The 15,939-nt window shown below is 72.3% G+C and carries 14 protein-coding genes; 9 read left to right on the top strand and 5 right to left on the bottom strand.

Going from position 1 to position 15,939, the window contains the following annotated elements; all coding sequences use genetic code 11:
- Nucleotides 1–100 precede the first annotated feature (100 nt).
- Nucleotides 101–1,078, top strand: coding sequence for an RNA polymerase sigma factor SigB (sigB, locus tag O7553_RS07285; protein WP_281555516.1), 978 nt, complete (start codon nt 101–103; stop codon nt 1,076–1,078).
- Nucleotides 1,079–1,183: 105 nt separating this feature from the next.
- On the opposite strand, the gene O7553_RS07280 is transcribed toward sigB, so the two are convergent.
- From O7553_RS07280 to O7553_RS07270, 3 genes are all read right to left on the bottom strand, one after another.
- Nucleotides 1,184–3,730 (bottom strand): bifunctional GNAT family N-acetyltransferase/acetate--CoA ligase family protein, encoded by a 2,547-nt coding sequence (locus O7553_RS07280; protein WP_281554065.1) that lies wholly within the window; start codon nt 3,728–3,730, stop codon nt 1,184–1,186.
- Between the two features lie 2 nt (nt 3,731–3,732).
- Entirely contained in the window at nt 3,733–4,950 is a 1,218-nt protein-coding gene (locus O7553_RS07275; protein ID WP_281555515.1) for an acetoin utilization protein AcuC, read from the bottom strand.
- Nucleotides 4,951–5,039: 89 nt separating this feature from the next.
- Nucleotides 5,040–5,915, bottom strand: coding sequence for a sulfurtransferase (locus tag O7553_RS07270; protein ID WP_281554064.1), 876 nt, complete (start codon nt 5,913–5,915; stop codon nt 5,040–5,042).
- A gap of 83 nt (nt 5,916–5,998) precedes the next feature.
- Here O7553_RS07270 and O7553_RS07265 point away from each other — a divergent pair, with 83 nt between their 5' ends.
- Complete coding sequence (locus O7553_RS07265) at nt 5,999–6,730, top strand: metal-dependent transcriptional regulator (protein WP_281555514.1); 732 nt, start codon at nt 5,999–6,001, stop codon at nt 6,728–6,730.
- A gap of 101 nt (nt 6,731–6,831) precedes the next feature.
- On the opposite strand, the gene O7553_RS07260 is transcribed toward O7553_RS07265, so the two are convergent.
- Together O7553_RS07260 and O7553_RS07255 are read right to left on the bottom strand one after the other, a co-directional pair.
- On the bottom strand, nt 6,832–7,443 hold the full coding sequence (locus O7553_RS07260; protein ID WP_281554063.1) for a hypothetical protein: 612 nt from the start codon (nt 7,441–7,443) through the stop codon (nt 6,832–6,834).
- A gap of 124 nt (nt 7,444–7,567) precedes the next feature.
- Nucleotides 7,568–7,816 (bottom strand): DUF5522 domain-containing protein, encoded by a 249-nt coding sequence (locus O7553_RS07255; RefSeq protein WP_281554062.1) that lies wholly within the window; start codon nt 7,814–7,816, stop codon nt 7,568–7,570.
- 91 nt (nt 7,817–7,907) lie between these two features.
- On the opposite strand from O7553_RS07255, the gene O7553_RS07250 reads away from it, so the two are divergent.
- The 7 genes from O7553_RS07250 to O7553_RS07220 all read left to right on the top strand — a co-directional run bounded on the left by O7553_RS07250 (nt 7,908) and on the right by O7553_RS07220 (nt 15,932).
- Entirely contained in the window at nt 7,908–9,008 is a 1,101-nt protein-coding gene (locus tag O7553_RS07250) for an SAM-dependent methyltransferase (RefSeq protein ID WP_281554061.1), read from the top strand.
- A 285-nt stretch (nt 9,009–9,293) separates the two neighbouring features.
- On the top strand, nt 9,294–9,962 hold the full coding sequence (locus O7553_RS07245) for a class I SAM-dependent methyltransferase (protein WP_281554060.1): 669 nt from the start codon (nt 9,294–9,296) through the stop codon (nt 9,960–9,962).
- Nucleotides 9,947–11,446, top strand: a complete 1,500-nt coding sequence (locus O7553_RS07240; protein WP_281554059.1) for an AMP-binding protein — start codon at nt 9,947–9,949, stop codon at nt 11,444–11,446. The genes O7553_RS07245 and O7553_RS07240 overlap by 16 nt, the downstream gene beginning before the upstream one ends.
- Nucleotides 11,443–12,267, top strand: a complete 825-nt coding sequence (locus O7553_RS07235; RefSeq protein WP_281554058.1) for an alpha/beta hydrolase — start codon at nt 11,443–11,445, stop codon at nt 12,265–12,267. The genes O7553_RS07240 and O7553_RS07235 overlap by 4 nt, the downstream gene beginning before the upstream one ends.
- A gap of 73 nt (nt 12,268–12,340) precedes the next feature.
- Nucleotides 12,341–13,366: a hypothetical protein gene (locus O7553_RS07230; protein WP_281554057.1), complete on the top strand. Its 1,026-nt coding sequence runs from the start codon at nt 12,341–12,343 to the stop codon at nt 13,364–13,366.
- Nucleotides 13,321–14,523 (top strand): AMP-binding protein, encoded by a 1,203-nt coding sequence (locus tag O7553_RS07225; RefSeq protein WP_281554056.1) that lies wholly within the window; start codon nt 13,321–13,323, stop codon nt 14,521–14,523. The genes O7553_RS07230 and O7553_RS07225 overlap by 46 nt, the downstream gene beginning before the upstream one ends.
- A complete protein-coding gene (locus O7553_RS07220; protein ID WP_281554055.1) occupies nt 14,520–15,932 on the top strand; it encodes a DHA2 family efflux MFS transporter permease subunit in 1,413 nt (470 codons plus the stop codon). The genes O7553_RS07225 and O7553_RS07220 overlap by 4 nt, the downstream gene beginning before the upstream one ends.
- Nucleotides 15,933–15,939 lie beyond the last annotated feature (7 nt).

Genomic DNA, 15,939 nt, shown 5'->3' with positions numbered 1-15,939 from the left:
CCGGCAAGCTGGTTGTCACCAGCGGCAGTCCGCTGCTGGCTCACCACTTGTCGACGCGGGGAGGCGACTGAGAGTGGTCACACGTACCATCGAAGACGACATCGACACCACCGTCCAGGTCACCACCGACGGTCAGCACGACCTTGACGCCACCGACGACCGCGGCGCTTCGGCCGATCTGGTCCGCGCATACTTGAACGGGATCGGACGCACCAAGCTGCTCACCGCCGTGCAGGAGGTGCTGCTGGCCAAGCGGATCGAGGCCGGGCTGTTCGCCGAGGAGAAGCTCGCCGGGCCCGGCCGGCTGTCCGCGCAGCTGCGCGCCGACCTGGGCGTCGTCGCCGCCGAGGGCCGCGCCGCCAAGGACCACCTGCTGGAGGCGAACCTGCGGCTGGTGGTCAGCATCGCGAAGCGGTACACCGGTCGGGGGATGGCCTTCCTCGACCTGATCCAGGAGGGCAACCTCGGCCTGATCCGCGCCGTCGAGAAGTTCGACTACGCCAAGGGCTACAAGTTCTCCACCTACGCGACCTGGTGGATCCGCCAGGCCATCACCCGTGCCATGGCCGACCAGGCCCGCACCATCCGGATCCCGGTACACATGGTCGAGCAGGTCAACCGGATGGTACGGGCCCGTCGTGACCTGTCGGCGACGCTGGGGCGGGAGCCGACGATCGGCGAGATCGCCGCCGCCATGTCGGTGCCCGAGTTCCAGGTGATCGAGCTCATCTCCTACGACCGGGAGCCGGTCAGCCTGGACCAGACCGTCGGCGAGGACGGCGAGAGCGCCCTCGGCGATTTCGTCGCCGCCGTCGACCCGCGCGAGCAGGGCGGGGAGTCCGCGTCCGAGGGCAAGCTGCGCAACGAGGTGGAGATTGTCCTGTCCACCCTGTCCCAGCGGGAGCAGGCGGTGATCCGGCTGCGGTTCGGGCTGGACGACGGCCGGCAGCGCACCCTCGACGAGGTGGGCCGGGAGTTCGGCCTGTCCCGGGAGCGGATCCGGCAGATCGAGAAGGTCACGCTGCTCAAGCTGCGGCACCCGTCGCGGGCGCAGCGGCTGGAGACGTACGCCGGCTGACCAGGGGGACAGCCGGTCCATCGGGGGCGGCGGCCGGTCGGAGCTCCTGCTCCGACCGGCCGCGCGACGTCAGGGCGGTCGGCGGCCGGGCGCGGGCCGGTACGGTCAGAGCCGGCGCGGGCCGGTGTCCGGACGGGCGTCCGGCGACCCGATCACGACGCTGGCGTGCAGCACCGTCAGCCCGCCCGGTCGGGCCAGGACCGGGTTGAGCCGTAACCGGTGGACCTGCGGCTGCTCGTCGGCGAGCCGCCCCACCCGCAGCAGCAGATCGACCAGGGCGGCCCGGTCCACCGGGCCGGCTCCCCGGTAGCCGGACAGCAGCGGCGCCGCCCGGGGTTCGTCGACCAGCCCGGCCGCGTCCCGGTCGGTCAGCGGCGCGGCCCGCCAGGCCCGGTCACCCAGCAGATCGGTCGCCACGCCGCCAAGCCCGAAACCGACCACCGGGCCGAAGGTCGGGTCGGTGGTCGACTCGACCACGCAGGCGACGCCGGGCGGCACCATCCGTTGGATCAGCACCTGCGCGCCGAACTGGGTCGTGACGTCGCGGTACGCCCGTTGCACCGCGTCCACGGTGGCCAGGTCCAGCCGTACCGCGCCGAGGTCCAACCGGTGTCGCAGCCCGTCCGCCGCGGCCTTGAGCACGACCGGCAGGCCGAGCCGCCGCGCGGCGGCCACCGCCTGGTCGACCGAGGCGGCCGGGATCGAGTCGACCACCTCGATGCCGTACCCGGCGAGCAGCCCGACCGGGTCGACCGGGTCGACGGTCAGCGCGGCACCGGCCGCAGCCGGATCGATCCCGGCCGGGTCCGGCACCGTACCGGGTGGCTCGCGCAGCCAGTCGGCGTAGTCGGCGACCCGGGCCAGCGCCCGGACCGACTCCTCCACCGACGGGTAGGTGGGCACCCCGGCCGGCGGCTGGCCGACCAGCAGCGTCGCGACCGTCGGCTTGTCACCGGCGAGTGCGACGCTGGCCAACGCCGAGGTGAAGTCGGCGTCCTCGTCCGCCAACTGGTTGGGCAGCGGCGGCGCGAACACCACCACCAGGGCGTCCACGGCGGCATCGACGGCGGCGTCGGCGAGCGCGTCGGCGAACTCGTGCGCGCCGGCTTCGGGCGCGACGGTACGCGGGTAGTCGGCCGCCACGGTGAGCCGCTGCGCCCGGCAGGCCGCCGCGGCCAGCGTGGTCAACGCCGACGAGTTGCCGACCACGGCCACCCGCCGGCCCACCGGCAGCGGCTGGTTGGCCAGCAGGGTGCCGACGTCGAACATCTCCGCGACCGTGTCGACCCGGATCACCCCGGACCGGGCGAACAGCCGGGTCACCGCTGCGGCGTCCGGGCCCTGCTCGACGGGTGCCGTCGAGCCGGCGCCGGAGGCCAACGCCACCACCGGTTTGGTGCGCCCGATCCGGCGGGTCAGCCGGGCGAACTTGCGGGGATTGCCGAACGTCTCCAGGTACAGCAGGATCACGTCGGTGCCGGGGTCGTCCTGCCAGTACTGCAGCAGGTCGTTGCCGGAGACGTCGGCCCGGTTGCCGGCCGACACGAACGTCGACAACCCGAGCCCACGCCGGTCCGCCTCGGCGAGCAGCGCCACGCCGAGCGCACCGGACTGGCTGAAGAAGCCGACCCGGCCAGCCGGCGGAAGCTGCGGCGCCAGCGTCGCGTTGAGCCGGATCCGCTGGTCGGTGTTGGCCACACCGAGACAGTTCGGGCCGACCACCCGCAGCCCGGCCACGTGTGCGGTACGGATCAGTTCCCGCTGGGCGGCGGCGCCGGCCGGGCCGGACTCGGCGAACCCGGCCGAGATGACCACGACGCCGTGGGCACCGGCCGCGGCGGCGTCGGCGACCACGGCCGGCACCGCGTCCGGCGCCACCGCGACGACCGCCAGGTCGACCGGGTGGCCGGCGTCGGCCGCCCGACGGTACGCGGGCAGCCCGCCGATGCGGTCGACCGCCGGATGCACCGGGACCACGTCCCCGGTGAACCCGCCGTCGCGCAGGTGACCGAGGACCGCCGCGCCGACCCCCTGGCCGGTGGCGCTGGCACCGTAGACGGCGACCCCCCGGGGGGTCAGCAGCCGGGCGATCGACCGGGCCTCGGCGCTGTGTTCGCGGCTCCACTGCACCTGCAGGGACGCCTCCGTCGGGGCGATCGGGAAGCTCAGGTGGACCACACCGTCGGCGTACCGGCGGCGGACCTGGAAACCGGCGTCGGCGAAGACCCGCAGCATCGGCGCGTTGACCGGCAGCACCTCGGCGACGAAGGAGGTGACGCCTTCGGATCGGGCTGCGGCGGCAAGGTGCTCCAGCAGCACCGAGCCGACGCCCCGGCCCTGATGGGCGTCCTCGACGACGAACGCGACCTCGGCTTCGGGCGAGCCCGGACCCATCCGGTCGTAGCGGCCGACCGCGAAGATCCGGTCACCGGAGACCACCACGAACGCCTCCCGGTCGTGGTGGTCGACGTTGACGAAGCGCGCCAGGTCGCGGTCGGGGATCCGCGGGTACGGGGAGAAGTACCGCAGGTAGCGGGTGCGGTCGGAGAACCGGGCGTGCATCGCGACGATCGCGTCGCCGTCGTCCGGGCGGATCTGCCGCAGGTGGACGGTGGTGCCGTCGCGCAGCAGCACGTCAGCCGATCGGTCCATGGTCAGTCCCGGGGGTCGTGCGGATCGAGTCCGTGCAGTGGGAAGACCGCCCGGCGGGTCGCCATGATCGCCCGGTCGATCGAGTCCGGGTCACCGGCCGGCTGCCACGGCTGGAAGTCCAGGTCGGCCTCGTCGGTCATCCGCAGCGGGACCTGCCGGCCGGGACAGCGGGCGGCGGCCAGCTTTCGCCACCGGGGTGGAGTCAGCGTGGCCGGGTCGATCGGCGCGCCGGTGGCGATCGCCAGCAGATGGGTCCAGGCCCGGGGCACCACCTCGACCAGGGCGTACCCGCCACCACCGGTGGCGACCCAGCGGCCGCCGCAGTGCTCGTCGGCGAGGGCCCGCAGCGCCAGGTACGCGGCCCGCTGGCCGTCGACGCTGAGCCCCAGGTCGGCCAGCGGGTCGAGCCGGTGCGCGTCCGCCCCGCACTGGGTGACGAGCAGCTGCGGCTGGAAGGCCCGCAGCAGCGACGGCACCACGGCGTGGAACGCGCGCAGCCAGCCCCGGTCGGCGGTGCCGGACGGCAACGCGACGTTCACCGCGCTGCCCTGCGCGCCGGGGCCACCCACCTCGTCGGGGAAACCGGTGCCGGGGAACAGCGACAGCGGCGTCTCGTGCAGGCTGACGGTGAGCACCCGCGGGTCGTCGTAGAACATCTCCTGCACCCCGTCGCCGTGGTGCACGTCGATGTCGACGTACGCGATCCGTTCGGCACCGAGGTCGAGCAGCCGGGCGATGGCCACCGCCGGGTCGTTGTACACGCAGAACCCGGCGGCCCGGCCGGGCATCGCGTGGTGCAGCCCTCCGGAGACGTTGACCGCCCGCCGTACGTCGCCGCGCCAGACCGCCTCGGCAGCGGCCATCGTGGCGCCGGCCACCAACGCGCTGGCGTCGTGCATCCCGGCGAACGTCGGATTGTCCGGGGTGCCGAGGCCGTACCCAGAGAAAAACGGGTCGTCGTGGGCGACCCGGACGGCGTCGAGGTAGTCGGCCCGGTGCACCCGGGTGAGCGCCACGTCGTCGGCCGGCTCCGGGGCGAGCAGCCGCACCCCGGGGCGGTCCAGCAGGCCGTACTCGCGGGCCAACGCGATGGTCAGCTCGACCCGTACCGGGTCCAGCGGGTGGTCACCGAGGTCGTACGCCAGCAGGCGCTCGTCCCAGACCACCAGCGTCGCGTCGGTACCGCCCACCGCCGGTTGCTGACTCGTCCCGTCCGGCATCTGACTCGTCCCGTCCGACATCTGGCCATCGTCGCACGCACCCGGCCGCCCTGGGCCTGATGGACAGCCCGGCCGGTAGCGGCCGCGGGTCAGCCGGGCTCTGGCCCGGTGGCGACCGGTCGGGCCGGGTCGGTGATCCACTCGCTCCACGATCCCGGGTACAGCGCCGCGTCGGTGCGGCCGACGCGGTGCAGGGCGAGCACCGTGTGCGCGGCGGTCACCCCCGACCCGCAGTACGCCGCGACCGGGGCCTGCGGCCGCAGCCCGGCACCGGTGAAACGGTCCCGCAGCGTGCCGGCGTCGTGCAGCAGCCCGGCGTCGTCGAGGTGCAGCGTGGTCGGCAGATTCACGGCGCCGGGGATGTGCCCGGCCACCGGGTCGACCGGCTCGTGCTCGCCCCGGTACCGGGCGTCGGCGCGGACATCGATCAGCAGCCCGCCCTGCCGGGGCAGCCGGCCGGCGGCGTCCGCGTCGAGCACCGGCAGACCTCCCGGGCGTACCGTGACGTCGCCGGGCGGCGGTACCGGCACGTCGGCGGTGACCGGCTGGCCGGCCGCCGCCAGCCAGGCGGGGTAGCCGCCGTCGAGCGCCCAGGTCGGCCGGTGCCCGGCCCAGCGCAGCGTCCACCAGGCGCGGGCGGCGGCGAGACCGTCGCCACCGTCGTAGACGACGACCGGGTGCCCGGTGCGTACCCCGGCCCGGCGCAGCGCCCGCTGCAGCGTCTCCGGGTCGGGCAGCGGGTGCCGGCCACCGGTGCCCGGTGGGCCGCACAGCTCGGCGTCCAGGTCGACGAAGACCGCGCCGGGCAGGTGGGCGGCGACGTAGTCGTCACGGCCCGGCGGGCCGACGAGCCGCCAGCGCACGTCCAGCAGGGTCGGCGGGCGCCCACCGGCCAGCGCGGCGGCGAGCCCGGTGACGGCGACGGTAGGGTCTGCGGTATCGAACACCATCCCAGTCAACACCATGCGGGGCTGCACCTGTCCCCTGCCGATCGTCCGTTCCGGCTGGTTATCGGCGCTGCAAGGTAGGATTGAACGCTGGAGGGCAGCTGACCGTGAATGATCTTGTCGATACCACAGAGATGTATCTGCGCACCATACTTGAGCTCGAGGAAGAGTCGGTGCCGCCGCTGCGTGCCAGGATCGCCGAGCGGCTGCACCAGAGCGGCCCCACCGTCAGCCAGACGGTCGCCCGGATGGAGCGCGACGGGCTGCTCACCATCGAGGACGACCGTAACCTGCGACTCACCGAGCTGGGCCGGGCCCAGGCGGTCTCGGTGATGCGCAAGCACCGGCTCGCCGAGCTGCTACTGGTCAACGTCATCGGCATGCCCTACGAGGAGGCCCACGAGGAGGCCTGCCGTTGGGAGCACGTGATGAGCGACGCGGTCGAGAAGAAGGTCTACGACCTGCTCAACCGGCCGACCCGGTCGCCGTACGGCAACCCGATCCCCGGCCTGGACGCGCTGGGTGACGGCCCGACGGAGCTGGCGAATCCGGACATCAGCCCGGACACCGAGCGAAACCTGGCGTTCCCCGGCCTGACCGGCACGGTCGTGGTCCGGCGGATCTGCGAGAGCGTGCAGACCAACGCCGACGTGCTGCGCCAGTTGCACGCCGCCGGGGTGGATCCGGGGGCGACGGTCACCGTGGCGCAGGAACGCGACGGGGTGACCATCGACCGGTCCGGCGACAAGATCCACCTGCCGCGCGAGGTCGCGTCCCGGGTGTTCGTCGCGGCCGCCGACCACGGACGGACACTGGCCGGCGCGGCCGCCTGAGCACCAACCCGCGGCCTGAGCACCAACCCGCGGCCGCCTGAGCACCAACCGGCCGGCGGTGCGCCACGCACCCCCGGCCGGTCACTTCGTCCTGCGGCCGGTCACTTCTTGCGGTTGTCGTGCACCACCCGGGCCAGCTCGACCATCTTGGGCGCCAGCTCCACGGCGGACAGTTCGTCGTCACCGGGAGCGAACGTCCAGCGCAGGCTGATCAGCTTCGGGTCCCCGGTGATCCAGTTGACCTCCAGTGCCGCCCCGTACCCGGTGTCCGGGTCCGGCTTGACCGGGATCCAGTAGGCGGCCTTGCCGAGATCCTTGATCTCCTTGGCACCGACCGGGGCGACGTCGTCGGCGAAGACCGACGCGCTCGCCTTGGTGTCCGAGATGGAGACCATCAGGTCGGGCAGCGGCTCCTCGGCCGGCCGCAGCACACACGACTGCGTCTTGTCGTGCTTGTTGGCCGCCGCCACCTCGAACCGGAACCCGACGGTCTGCTCGACCGCGTCGAAGTCGAGCACCGTGCATGCCCCGCCGGACTCGGCGGCCGGCGGACGGGGCACCTCCGGGTACGGCTCGACCGGGCTCGGCGACGGACTGGCCTGGGCCGGGTCGTCCGGGGCGGGGTTCTCGGTGGCCACCGCTCGGCCGGAGCACCCGGCGGCGAGCAGCAGCAGGATCAGCCCGGCGCCGGACAGACGCAGCCGAACGCCCACAGTGACCTCCCACGGTCAGGCCGGTCGAAAAAGGCGGATTGTTCGTCGCACACCGTACGGCTTCCGCCGCCGCCGCGAAAGCCCGCCACCCGCGCCGGCCGCGCCGCGTAGGAGATCCTCGGCATCACCGCAGATACGGGCAGTGCCGGCAACCCTGGTCACAGCAGGTGCCCCGACGGGCCAGGAACGCCGCGGTCAGCACGAACAGCCCAGTGTCCGGGTCAAGGTAGCCGGCCTGGTCGGCGTCGAGCGCCGCCGCGTGTGCGGCCAGCACCGCCGCCCGGTGCGGGTGGTCGGCTGGCAGCCGCGCCGGATGCGGTTCGGTGAGGGGGCGGTCCGCCAGCGGCAGACGCCTCCCCCGCTGCCGTGCCATGCCGGTGACCTTACGCAGGCCGCCGGTGTGGTAACACTCGTGGGTCCCACCGCGCCGTGACGGCGCGGCCACCGACCCGAACGGACCACCGATGACCTCGTACGCCCTGCTGATCCACCCGTCGGCGAACCGGGTGTACGCCGAGTCGGCGGTCGGGCTGGCCGCCGCCGAGCTGGGTGTCTTCGCCGACCGGGCACTCGGCGGCCGGGTGGACGACGTCGCGGTCACCACGATCGGCGGGCTGCCGTACGTCACCTTCACCGGCGTCGACCTGACCGACCGGGACCTGTCGGTACTGGCGAACCTGTCCGCCAGGTACGCGTTCTTCGCCCGCGACGGCGACCTGCTGCGGCCACTGGAGGTGACCGGCCGGGACCGTTTCGACAGCGATCTGATCACCATCCCGAAGTACGCCGGCAAGACCAACGAGCAGTTCACCAAGCTGCTGCTGAACGTGACCGTGCTGGCCACCGCTGACCGGGTCGGCACGGCTGGGACCATCGGCACCGGCGGGACCGCCGTTGCCGCCGGGGCGGCGGCCGGGCCGCTCGGCCCGGACTCGCCGCCGCTGCGGGTCCTCGATCCGATGTGCGGCCGGGGCACCACGCTCAACCAGGCGATGATGTACGGCTGGCACGCCGCCGGGGTGGAGATCGACGGCAAGGACTTCGAGGTGTACGCCAACTTCATCCGTACCTGGTTGAAGCACAAGCGGCTCAAGCACTCGGCCGAGATCGCACTGGTGCGGCGCAACCGGGCCGTGCTGGGCCGGCGGCTGGCGGTCACCCTGGCGGCCAGCAAGGACGACCACCGGGCCGGGCGGACCGTCGACCTGACGATGGTGCACGCCGACACCCGCCGCAGCCGGGAGGTGTTCCGGGCCGGCAGCTTCGACGCCATCGTCACCGACGCGCCGTACGGGGTGCAGCACGGCACCCGCGGTCAGGCGGACCGGTTGACCCGCGATCCGCTGGGTCTGCTGGCTGAGGCGCTGCCGGGTTGGGTGGCGCTGCTGCGCCCCGGTGGGGCGCTCGGCATCTCCTGGAACACCCTGGTCGCCGCCCGCGACGACCTGGCCGCGCTGCTGGTCAAGGCGGGCCTGGAAGTGGCCGACGGTCCGGGGTACGGCAGCTTCGCCCACCGGGTCGACCAGGCGATCGTCCGGGACCTGATCGTGGCCCAAAGAGCCTGACAAACGCCAATTCCTGACACGATCGACAGTTTGTCAATAACGGACAGAATGATCGACCATGTGACCAGCATCACACCTCGATATCGACAGCTCTCTTCATTGCCCTGCCACTCCTTGATACCTTCTGAATAGCAGATGACGGCACGCAGATGCGGACACCTCACGCAGATGCGGACACCACCGGAATCAGCATCTGACAATGTGCCGGCTCAGCAAACCACAGTTTGCCCAGCATCCGACGCCAGCGCCACAAAAGCGCCGCCTGGTGAACCACGGGGGATCATCGTGTCTTTCGAGCTGTGGAATCCAGCCACCTACGATGCGCTGCGGCGCCAACTCATCCCGTCGTTCGACCTGTTGTACGGCAGCGCATCCAGTGCCGTGCAGATGTCGGTGCCGAGCCGGCCACAGATCCTGGACCTGGGCGCGGGAACCGGGCTACTCAGCGCCGCCCTACTCGCCCGCATCCCGGATGCGACCATCACTCTCATCGACCATTCGGAACGGATGCTCGCGCAGGCCAGACAACGGTTTGACGGCGACGGCCGAGCCAGTTTCGCGGTTCAGGGACTGATGGATCCGTTGCCGACAGGACCGTACGACGCAGTCGTTTCCGGCCTGGCGATCCACCACCTCGAGCACCACGATAAACAAGCGCTGTTCGGTCGCCTTCCCGCCATTCTGCGGTCGGGTGGGATCTTCGTCAACGTCGAGCAGGTCCTCGCGCCCGCGCCGCGACTGGAGGAAATGTACGACCGGCAACACGAAAGCCACGTACACGCCGCCGGAACACCCGCCGACGAATGGGCGGCAGGCCGCGAACGGATGAAGCACGACATCTGCATCGATGTCGAAACCCAACTCGGCTGGCTGCGCGACGCCGGCTTCGACACCGTGGACTGCCTGGCCAAGGACTGGCGGTTCGCCACCTACGCCGGATGGCTGGCGCCGTGACCGCTGCCGGGCTCTACCAGGCCGTCCGTGACATGGCCGGCCGTCGACCCGACGCCGTGGCGGTGTGCACCACCGACGACGCGGCCGTGACATACCGCGAGCTCGTCGAGATGACCGACCGGGTCGCCGCCGGACTCGCCACCCGCGGCGTGGCGGCCGGCGACACCGTCGCCGTGGTGCTGCGCAACGGCATCGGCTACGTCTGCCTGATCCTGGCGGTGGCTCGGCTCGGTGCCCGCTACGTACCGCTGATGGCGAACTTCGACGACGCCGGGGTACGGACGGCTCTCGACCGGGCCCGTCCCGCACTGCTGGTCACCGACGGACACCGCCGGATCCCTGCCGACGGACCGGCCACGGTCGACCTCGACACACTGACCGCCGCGACACCCTGGCCGGAGCCCACCGCGGGCAACACCGCAGACTCCACCGCCGCAGCGGCTACCGTCTTCCGACTACTGTGGACCTCTGGCTCGACCGGCTTCCCGAAGATGATGGCCTGGCGGCAGGACCGCTTCGTCACCGAACGACGCCGCTGGCTGGCCGACACCGGGATCCGCCCCGACGACGTCTTCTTCTGCCGCCACACCCTCGACGTGGCACACGCCACCGACCTGCACGTGTTCGCGGCGCTGCTGTCCGGCGCACAACTGGTGCTCGCCGACCCGCACGCACCGGACGGCACGCTGCTGGCCCAACTGGCCGCCCACCAGGCGACCGTGACCAGCGCCCTGCCGCAGCACTACGCCGATCTGGTCGCCGCCGCCCGGCACCAGGGCCGGTTCCCGCTGTCGGCGCTGCGCCGCCCGCTGTGCGGTGGTGCCTATCTCAGCCCGACGATCGTCCGGGACGCCGCCGACGTACTCGGCATACACATCCGGCAAATCTACGGCTCGACCGAGTTCGGCCTGGCGCTGGGCAACATGGACGACGTACCGCAGACCGACACCGCCATGGTCCCGGTCCGTGGCGTCGGCACCCGGCTGGAAACCTTCGTGCCCGGTCACCCCGACGTCGGGGAGCTGGTGCTCTATTCGGACTGCACCAGCGAAGGGTACGTCGACGCGCCACAGGCAAACGCCCGTACCTTCCGCACGCCCGAGTTCTGGACCGGGGACGTGGCCGAACGCACCCCGCAGGGCGGCTACCGAATCCTGGGCCGGGTGTCCGAGACGCTGGCCACCCGGGACGGGCCGATGCTGGCACCGGTGCTCGACGAGCAACTCGCCACGGCCGAGGCGGTGGCGCAGGCCGTCAGTCTGGCCGTGCACCCCGGCGACTACCGCGACGCGGTCGCCGTGGCGGTCGTCGCCGCCGACGGGCACTCCGGCGACGAGGCCGTCAAGGCCGTCGAGGAACTGCTCTCCGGGCACGGGCTGACCGGTTCGGCGCACGCCGTCGCCGCGATGCCCCGTACCCCGGTCGGCAAAATCGACAAACCGTTGCTCCGCACGCGACTCGGACTGGTCGGAGGCAGCCGATGACCCGGCACCTGGACCGCGGTCACGGACCGGCGCTGGTCACGGGCGGTCACGGACCGGCCCTGGTCATGGTGCCCGGGCTGGCCGCCACCGCCGAGTTCTTCTCCGCCGCGGTGGCCCGGCTCGCCACCCGGCACCGGGTGGTGGTCGTCGAACTACCCGGACACGGCGACAACGCCACAGCCGACCGACCGGCCAGCCTCACCCGCGCCGCCGAGGACCTGCACACCACCATCGAAGAGCTCGACCTGGCCGGCGTCACCCTGCTGGGCTGGTCGCTCGGCGCGACCGTGGCCTACGGCTACCTGGAGCGGTTCGGGGCCGCGCGGATCCGGGCCCTGGTGTCGGTCGAACAGACGCCACGGCTGCTGTGCGACGACGACTGGCCGTACGGGGCCTTCGGCAGCCTCGACGCCGCCGGAGCCGACGCCGTCCTGGCCAGCGTGACCGACGACTACCCCGCCTTCGCCGCCGGACTGGTCCGCGGCTCGTTCGCCGCCGGCACCGACCCCGACCCGACGACGCTGGCCGACCTCATCGACCAGACCCGCCGGTGCGACCCGGACGCCGTACGGGCGCTACTCGCCGAGGCGCTCACCGTGGACTGGCGTGACCGGCTGCGCCGGATCAGCGTACCGACGCTGCTCGTCCACGGAGCGCACAGCCAGGTCTACCCCGGCGAGGTCGGCGGGTGGCTGCGCTCGGCGATACCGGCGTCCCGGCTGGAGGTGTTCCCCGGCAGCGGCCACCTGCCGTTCATCGAGGAACCTGACCGGTTCGTGGACCTCGTGTCGGCCTTCGTCGACCACCCGGTGGCTACCTGAATCATCCGCCGGGCACCGTCGTCCGCCCGGACCCGCCGACGCGAACCCGCACCACACCGCAAGGGAGAGGGCATTGACCGACCACCCGGCCGCGCCCGGTACGGCGCGGCGCCTGAGCTGGATCTACCCCGACCGGGGCACCGCCTGGCTGCGGCAGGCCGAGCAGGATGCGGTCTGGGGGCCGTACCAGGAGATCGCCGCCGACCTGGGCCTGGAGTTCACGGTGAACAAGCCCGAAGAAGTCGCGGTCGACGCGACCGACCCGGGCCAGCCCAAGGTCTACCTGAACGGTGCGCCGGTCACCCCGGCCGACACCATCTTCGTCACCTCGCTGTACTCCCTGCCGCACCAGACCCAGGACGTGTGCAACCAGGTGTTCCTGTTCACCATTCTGGAACGGCTCGGCTTCTACCTGCCGATCCCACCGGCGCTGTCCTACATCGGCGAGGACAAGCTGGCCAGCGTGGTGCACCTGGCCGGCAGTCCGATCCCGCTGCTGCCGACGGTCCGGGTGGGCAGCGGCCGGGAGGCGATGGCCGGGCGCAGCGACGCCGCGCTCGCCGCGCTGCCGTTCCCGTTGATCGTCAAACCCGCCTACTGGGGCATGGGCCTGGGCATCTCAGTGGTGCACAACATGCACGACCTGAAAGGCCTTATCGGACTCGCCGGTGGCTCGGACACCGCGCTGGTCGCCCAGCCCTACCTCAAGGTGGTACGCGAACAGCGGGTGTACGTCGTCGACGGGCAGGCGCACACCGTGCTGTACGGCTACAAGGACGGCTACTGCCTGGCCGTCACCAAGGCCAGCGGCGGTCGGCACGAACGCGGCTACTCCGCTCTGCCGCCGGAACTCGCCGACACCGTCGCCTACGTCGCCGAACGGCTGCCCACGCCGTACTTCACTCTGGACTTCCTCTTCGACGGCGAGCGGCACTGGGTGTCGGAGATCGAACTCGACGGCGCGGTCGCGTTCAACGGCATTCCCGAGCAGGACGCCGCCGCCCGGGCGATCGTGCGGGCCCGGTTCGAGGCGTACCTGGCCGGATTCGCCCGGTGGCACGCCGCTGGCGACGACCAGCCGCGTCGGCGGCAGGGATGATCGGCGCGGTGCCCTGGGACGCGCTGCGCGACCAGGCCCGACGTAACGCCGCCGCCGGTGCCCCGGCCGTGCCGGACGCCGCCGCCGGACTCGCCGACCTGCCGGTCACCGGACCGGACGAGATCTTCGCCGTCTCCCACGCGGTGACCCGGCGGACCGGTGCACTGCTGCTGTCCAGCGGCGGCACCACCGGGCAGCCCAAGCTCACCTACGTGGCGTACCACCAGGCCATCGACCGGCTGCTGCAGCAGTGGCGACCGCTGGTCGGCGGTGACCTCCTGCTCAACCTGTTCACCCCCGGAAGGCTGTGGGCGTCGCACTACTACATGCAGGAGCTGGCCGGACGCTGCGGCGCCGACGTGGCACCGTTCGGTCCGATCACCCCCGAGGAGGTCGATGGCTGGCTGCCGACCCTGCGTCGGCTCGGCGTCAACGCGGTCGCCGGCACCCCGACGGCCCTGGCCGACCTGGCCCGGGGCGTACTCGACGCGGGCGCGGCCACCCCGATCGCAAAAATCATCTGGATGGCCGAGCCGTGGACCGAGGAGAAGGCGACCATCGTGCGGAAGGCGTTCCCGCAGGTCCAGCTATGGGGCAACTACGGCTCGGTCGAAACGTACGTCATCGCCACGAACACCCCGGCCTGCGACCCCTCGGTGCTACACCTGATGCCCGACCAGGTGCTCGAGCTCGACGACGCCGGCGCCCTGCTGTCCAGAGTGGGTGACGGCTGGACGGTGCCGACCGTAAGGTACCGGCTCGGCGACCGGGTCGCGGCGGCGACCTGTGTCTGCGGCCGACCGGACGCGCTGCGGGTGCTGGGCCGCGCCGACGACGCGATCAAGCTGCACGGCGCGCTGGTCGGCATCGGTACGGTGCTGGACATCGTCCGCGCCGCACCAGGGGTACGCGACGCACAGCTGCTGCTGCGGCGGGCCGCCGGTGAACGCCACTCGGTCAGCGCGGTGACCGTGCACTACACCGGGGACGCCGACCCGGCGGCGGTACGCACCCGGCTGCTGCACCAGTTCTACGATCTGGGCGTCGTCGCCCGGCACCACCCGACGGCGGTCGCCGTCGAGCAGGTGCCGCGGCTGCGCCGGGTGGACCGCACCAACAAGATCCCCCCGATGATCTGGCTGGAGCCGACCGGATGACGACCGTGAGCGAGCCGAAGCTGTTGACCAGACTGCGCGGCAACCCGTGGGCGGTGCTGGCCGTCCTGTCGTTGGCGTACTTCCTCACCCAGCTCGACGTGGCGGTGCTCGCCGTCGCGGTACCCAGCATCATGGCCGACCTCGACGCGTCGGCCGACCAGGTGGTGTGGTCGCTGAGCGCCTACATCTTCCTGCTGGCGATGGCTCTGATCACTGCCGGCCGGCTCGGTGACCTCTACGGCCGTCGGCGGATCTTCCTGATCGGGGTCGCCGTCTTCACCGCCGCCAGTGTCGCGGCGGGCCTGGCCCAGGGGCCCGGCCAGCTGATCGCTGCCCGCGCGGTGCAGGGTCTCGGCGCGGCGCTACTCACCCCGCAGACCCTCGCCCTGCTGATGGAGGCCTTCCCACCGGACCGCCGGGGCACGGCGTTCGGCATCCGGGGCGCGGTCGGCGGGATCGCCGCGATCAGCGGACCGGCCGCCGGCGGGGTGCTGGTCAGCACCCTCGACTGGCGGTGGATCTTCTGGCTGAACCTACCGCTCGGGTTGCTGATGCTCGTGGTCGGCCGGCTCGTGCTGCCCGAGGTCGCGCAACGCGTCCGCCGCCGGCTCGACGTGACCGGTGTGGTGCTGGCCTCGGCGGTGTTGTTCTGCCTGGCGTTCGGCATCAGCCAGGGCGAACGGTACGGCTGGAACGCCGGTATCTGGGCGACGCTCGGCGTGTCCGGGGTGTGCGTGGCGGCCTTCCTCGCGCAGCAGCGCCGCCGCCAGGACCGGGAGCCGCTGGTGCCGTTCACCCTGTTCCGGCAGCGCAACTTCCCGCTGATGAACGGCTTCTCGCTGACCACCTCCGGCACCGTCATCGGCCTGGTGCTGGTGCTGTCGCTGTACTTCCAGCAGGTGCTCGGCCTCGACGCGTGGGCCGCCGGGCTGATGATCGTGCCGGCGTCACTGTTCTCCACCCTGCTCGACCCGGTGGCCGGCAAACTCGCCGACCGGGTCCAGGGACGCTACCTGCTGCTGGTCGGGGCGGTGGCCACCGTCGCCGGCATGGCGTGGGCCGCGGTCGAGATGCGCGACGGTGCGACGTGGACGGCGTTCGTCGCCCCGATGTGCGTCATCGGTGTCGGCAACGCTTTCCTGTTCACCCCGCTGGCGGTGGTCGCGTTGTCCGACGTCGAACAGCAGCAGGCCGGCGCCGCGTCCGGGGTGCTGATCACCTCGTTGCAGATCGGTTCGATGCTGGGCGCCGCGGCCGTCGGTGCCCTGCTGCACAATCAGATCGGCGAGGTCGTCACCATCGGGGCGGCCCGCGCGGCGATGCTGCTGCTGGCCGGGGTGGCCGTGCTGGGCAGCATCGCCTGCCTGGTCGCCGGCCCGAACCTGACCAGGACGACATCGCAACCGTGACGGCGGT

The organism is Solwaraspora sp. WMMA2059 (assembly GCF_027497315.1).
GTDB lineage: Bacteria > Actinomycetota > Actinomycetes > Mycobacteriales > Micromonosporaceae > Micromonospora_E.
This window is presented reverse-complemented; position numbering and strand designations above follow the sequence as displayed.

Bases quoted from the DNA above. Each gene is read 5' to 3' on its own strand.
- O7553_RS07280 (WP_281554065.1), bottom strand. From the start codon at position 3,730: ATGGACCGATCGGCTGACGTGCTGCTGCGCGACGGCACCACCGTCCAC.
- O7553_RS07275 (WP_281555515.1), bottom strand. From the start codon at position 4,950: ATGCCGGACGGGACGAGTCAGCAACCGGCGGTGGGCGGTACCGACGCG.
- O7553_RS07270 (WP_281554064.1), bottom strand. From the start codon at position 5,915: ATGGTGTTGACTGGGATGGTGTTCGATACCGCAGACCCTACCGTCGCC.
- O7553_RS07255 (WP_281554062.1), bottom strand. From the start codon at position 7,816: ATGGCACGGCAGCGGGGGAGGCGTCTGCCGCTGGCGGACCGCCCCCTC.
- O7553_RS07250 (WP_281554061.1), top strand. From the start codon at position 7,908: ATGACCTCGTACGCCCTGCTGATCCACCCGTCGGCGAACCGGGTGTAC.
- O7553_RS07240 (WP_281554059.1), top strand. From the start codon at position 9,947: ATGGCTGGCGCCGTGACCGCTGCCGGGCTCTACCAGGCCGTCCGTGAC.
- O7553_RS07235 (WP_281554058.1), top strand. From the start codon at position 11,443: ATGACCCGGCACCTGGACCGCGGTCACGGACCGGCGCTGGTCACGGGC.
- O7553_RS07220 (WP_281554055.1), top strand. From the start codon at position 14,520: ATGACGACCGTGAGCGAGCCGAAGCTGTTGACCAGACTGCGCGGCAAC.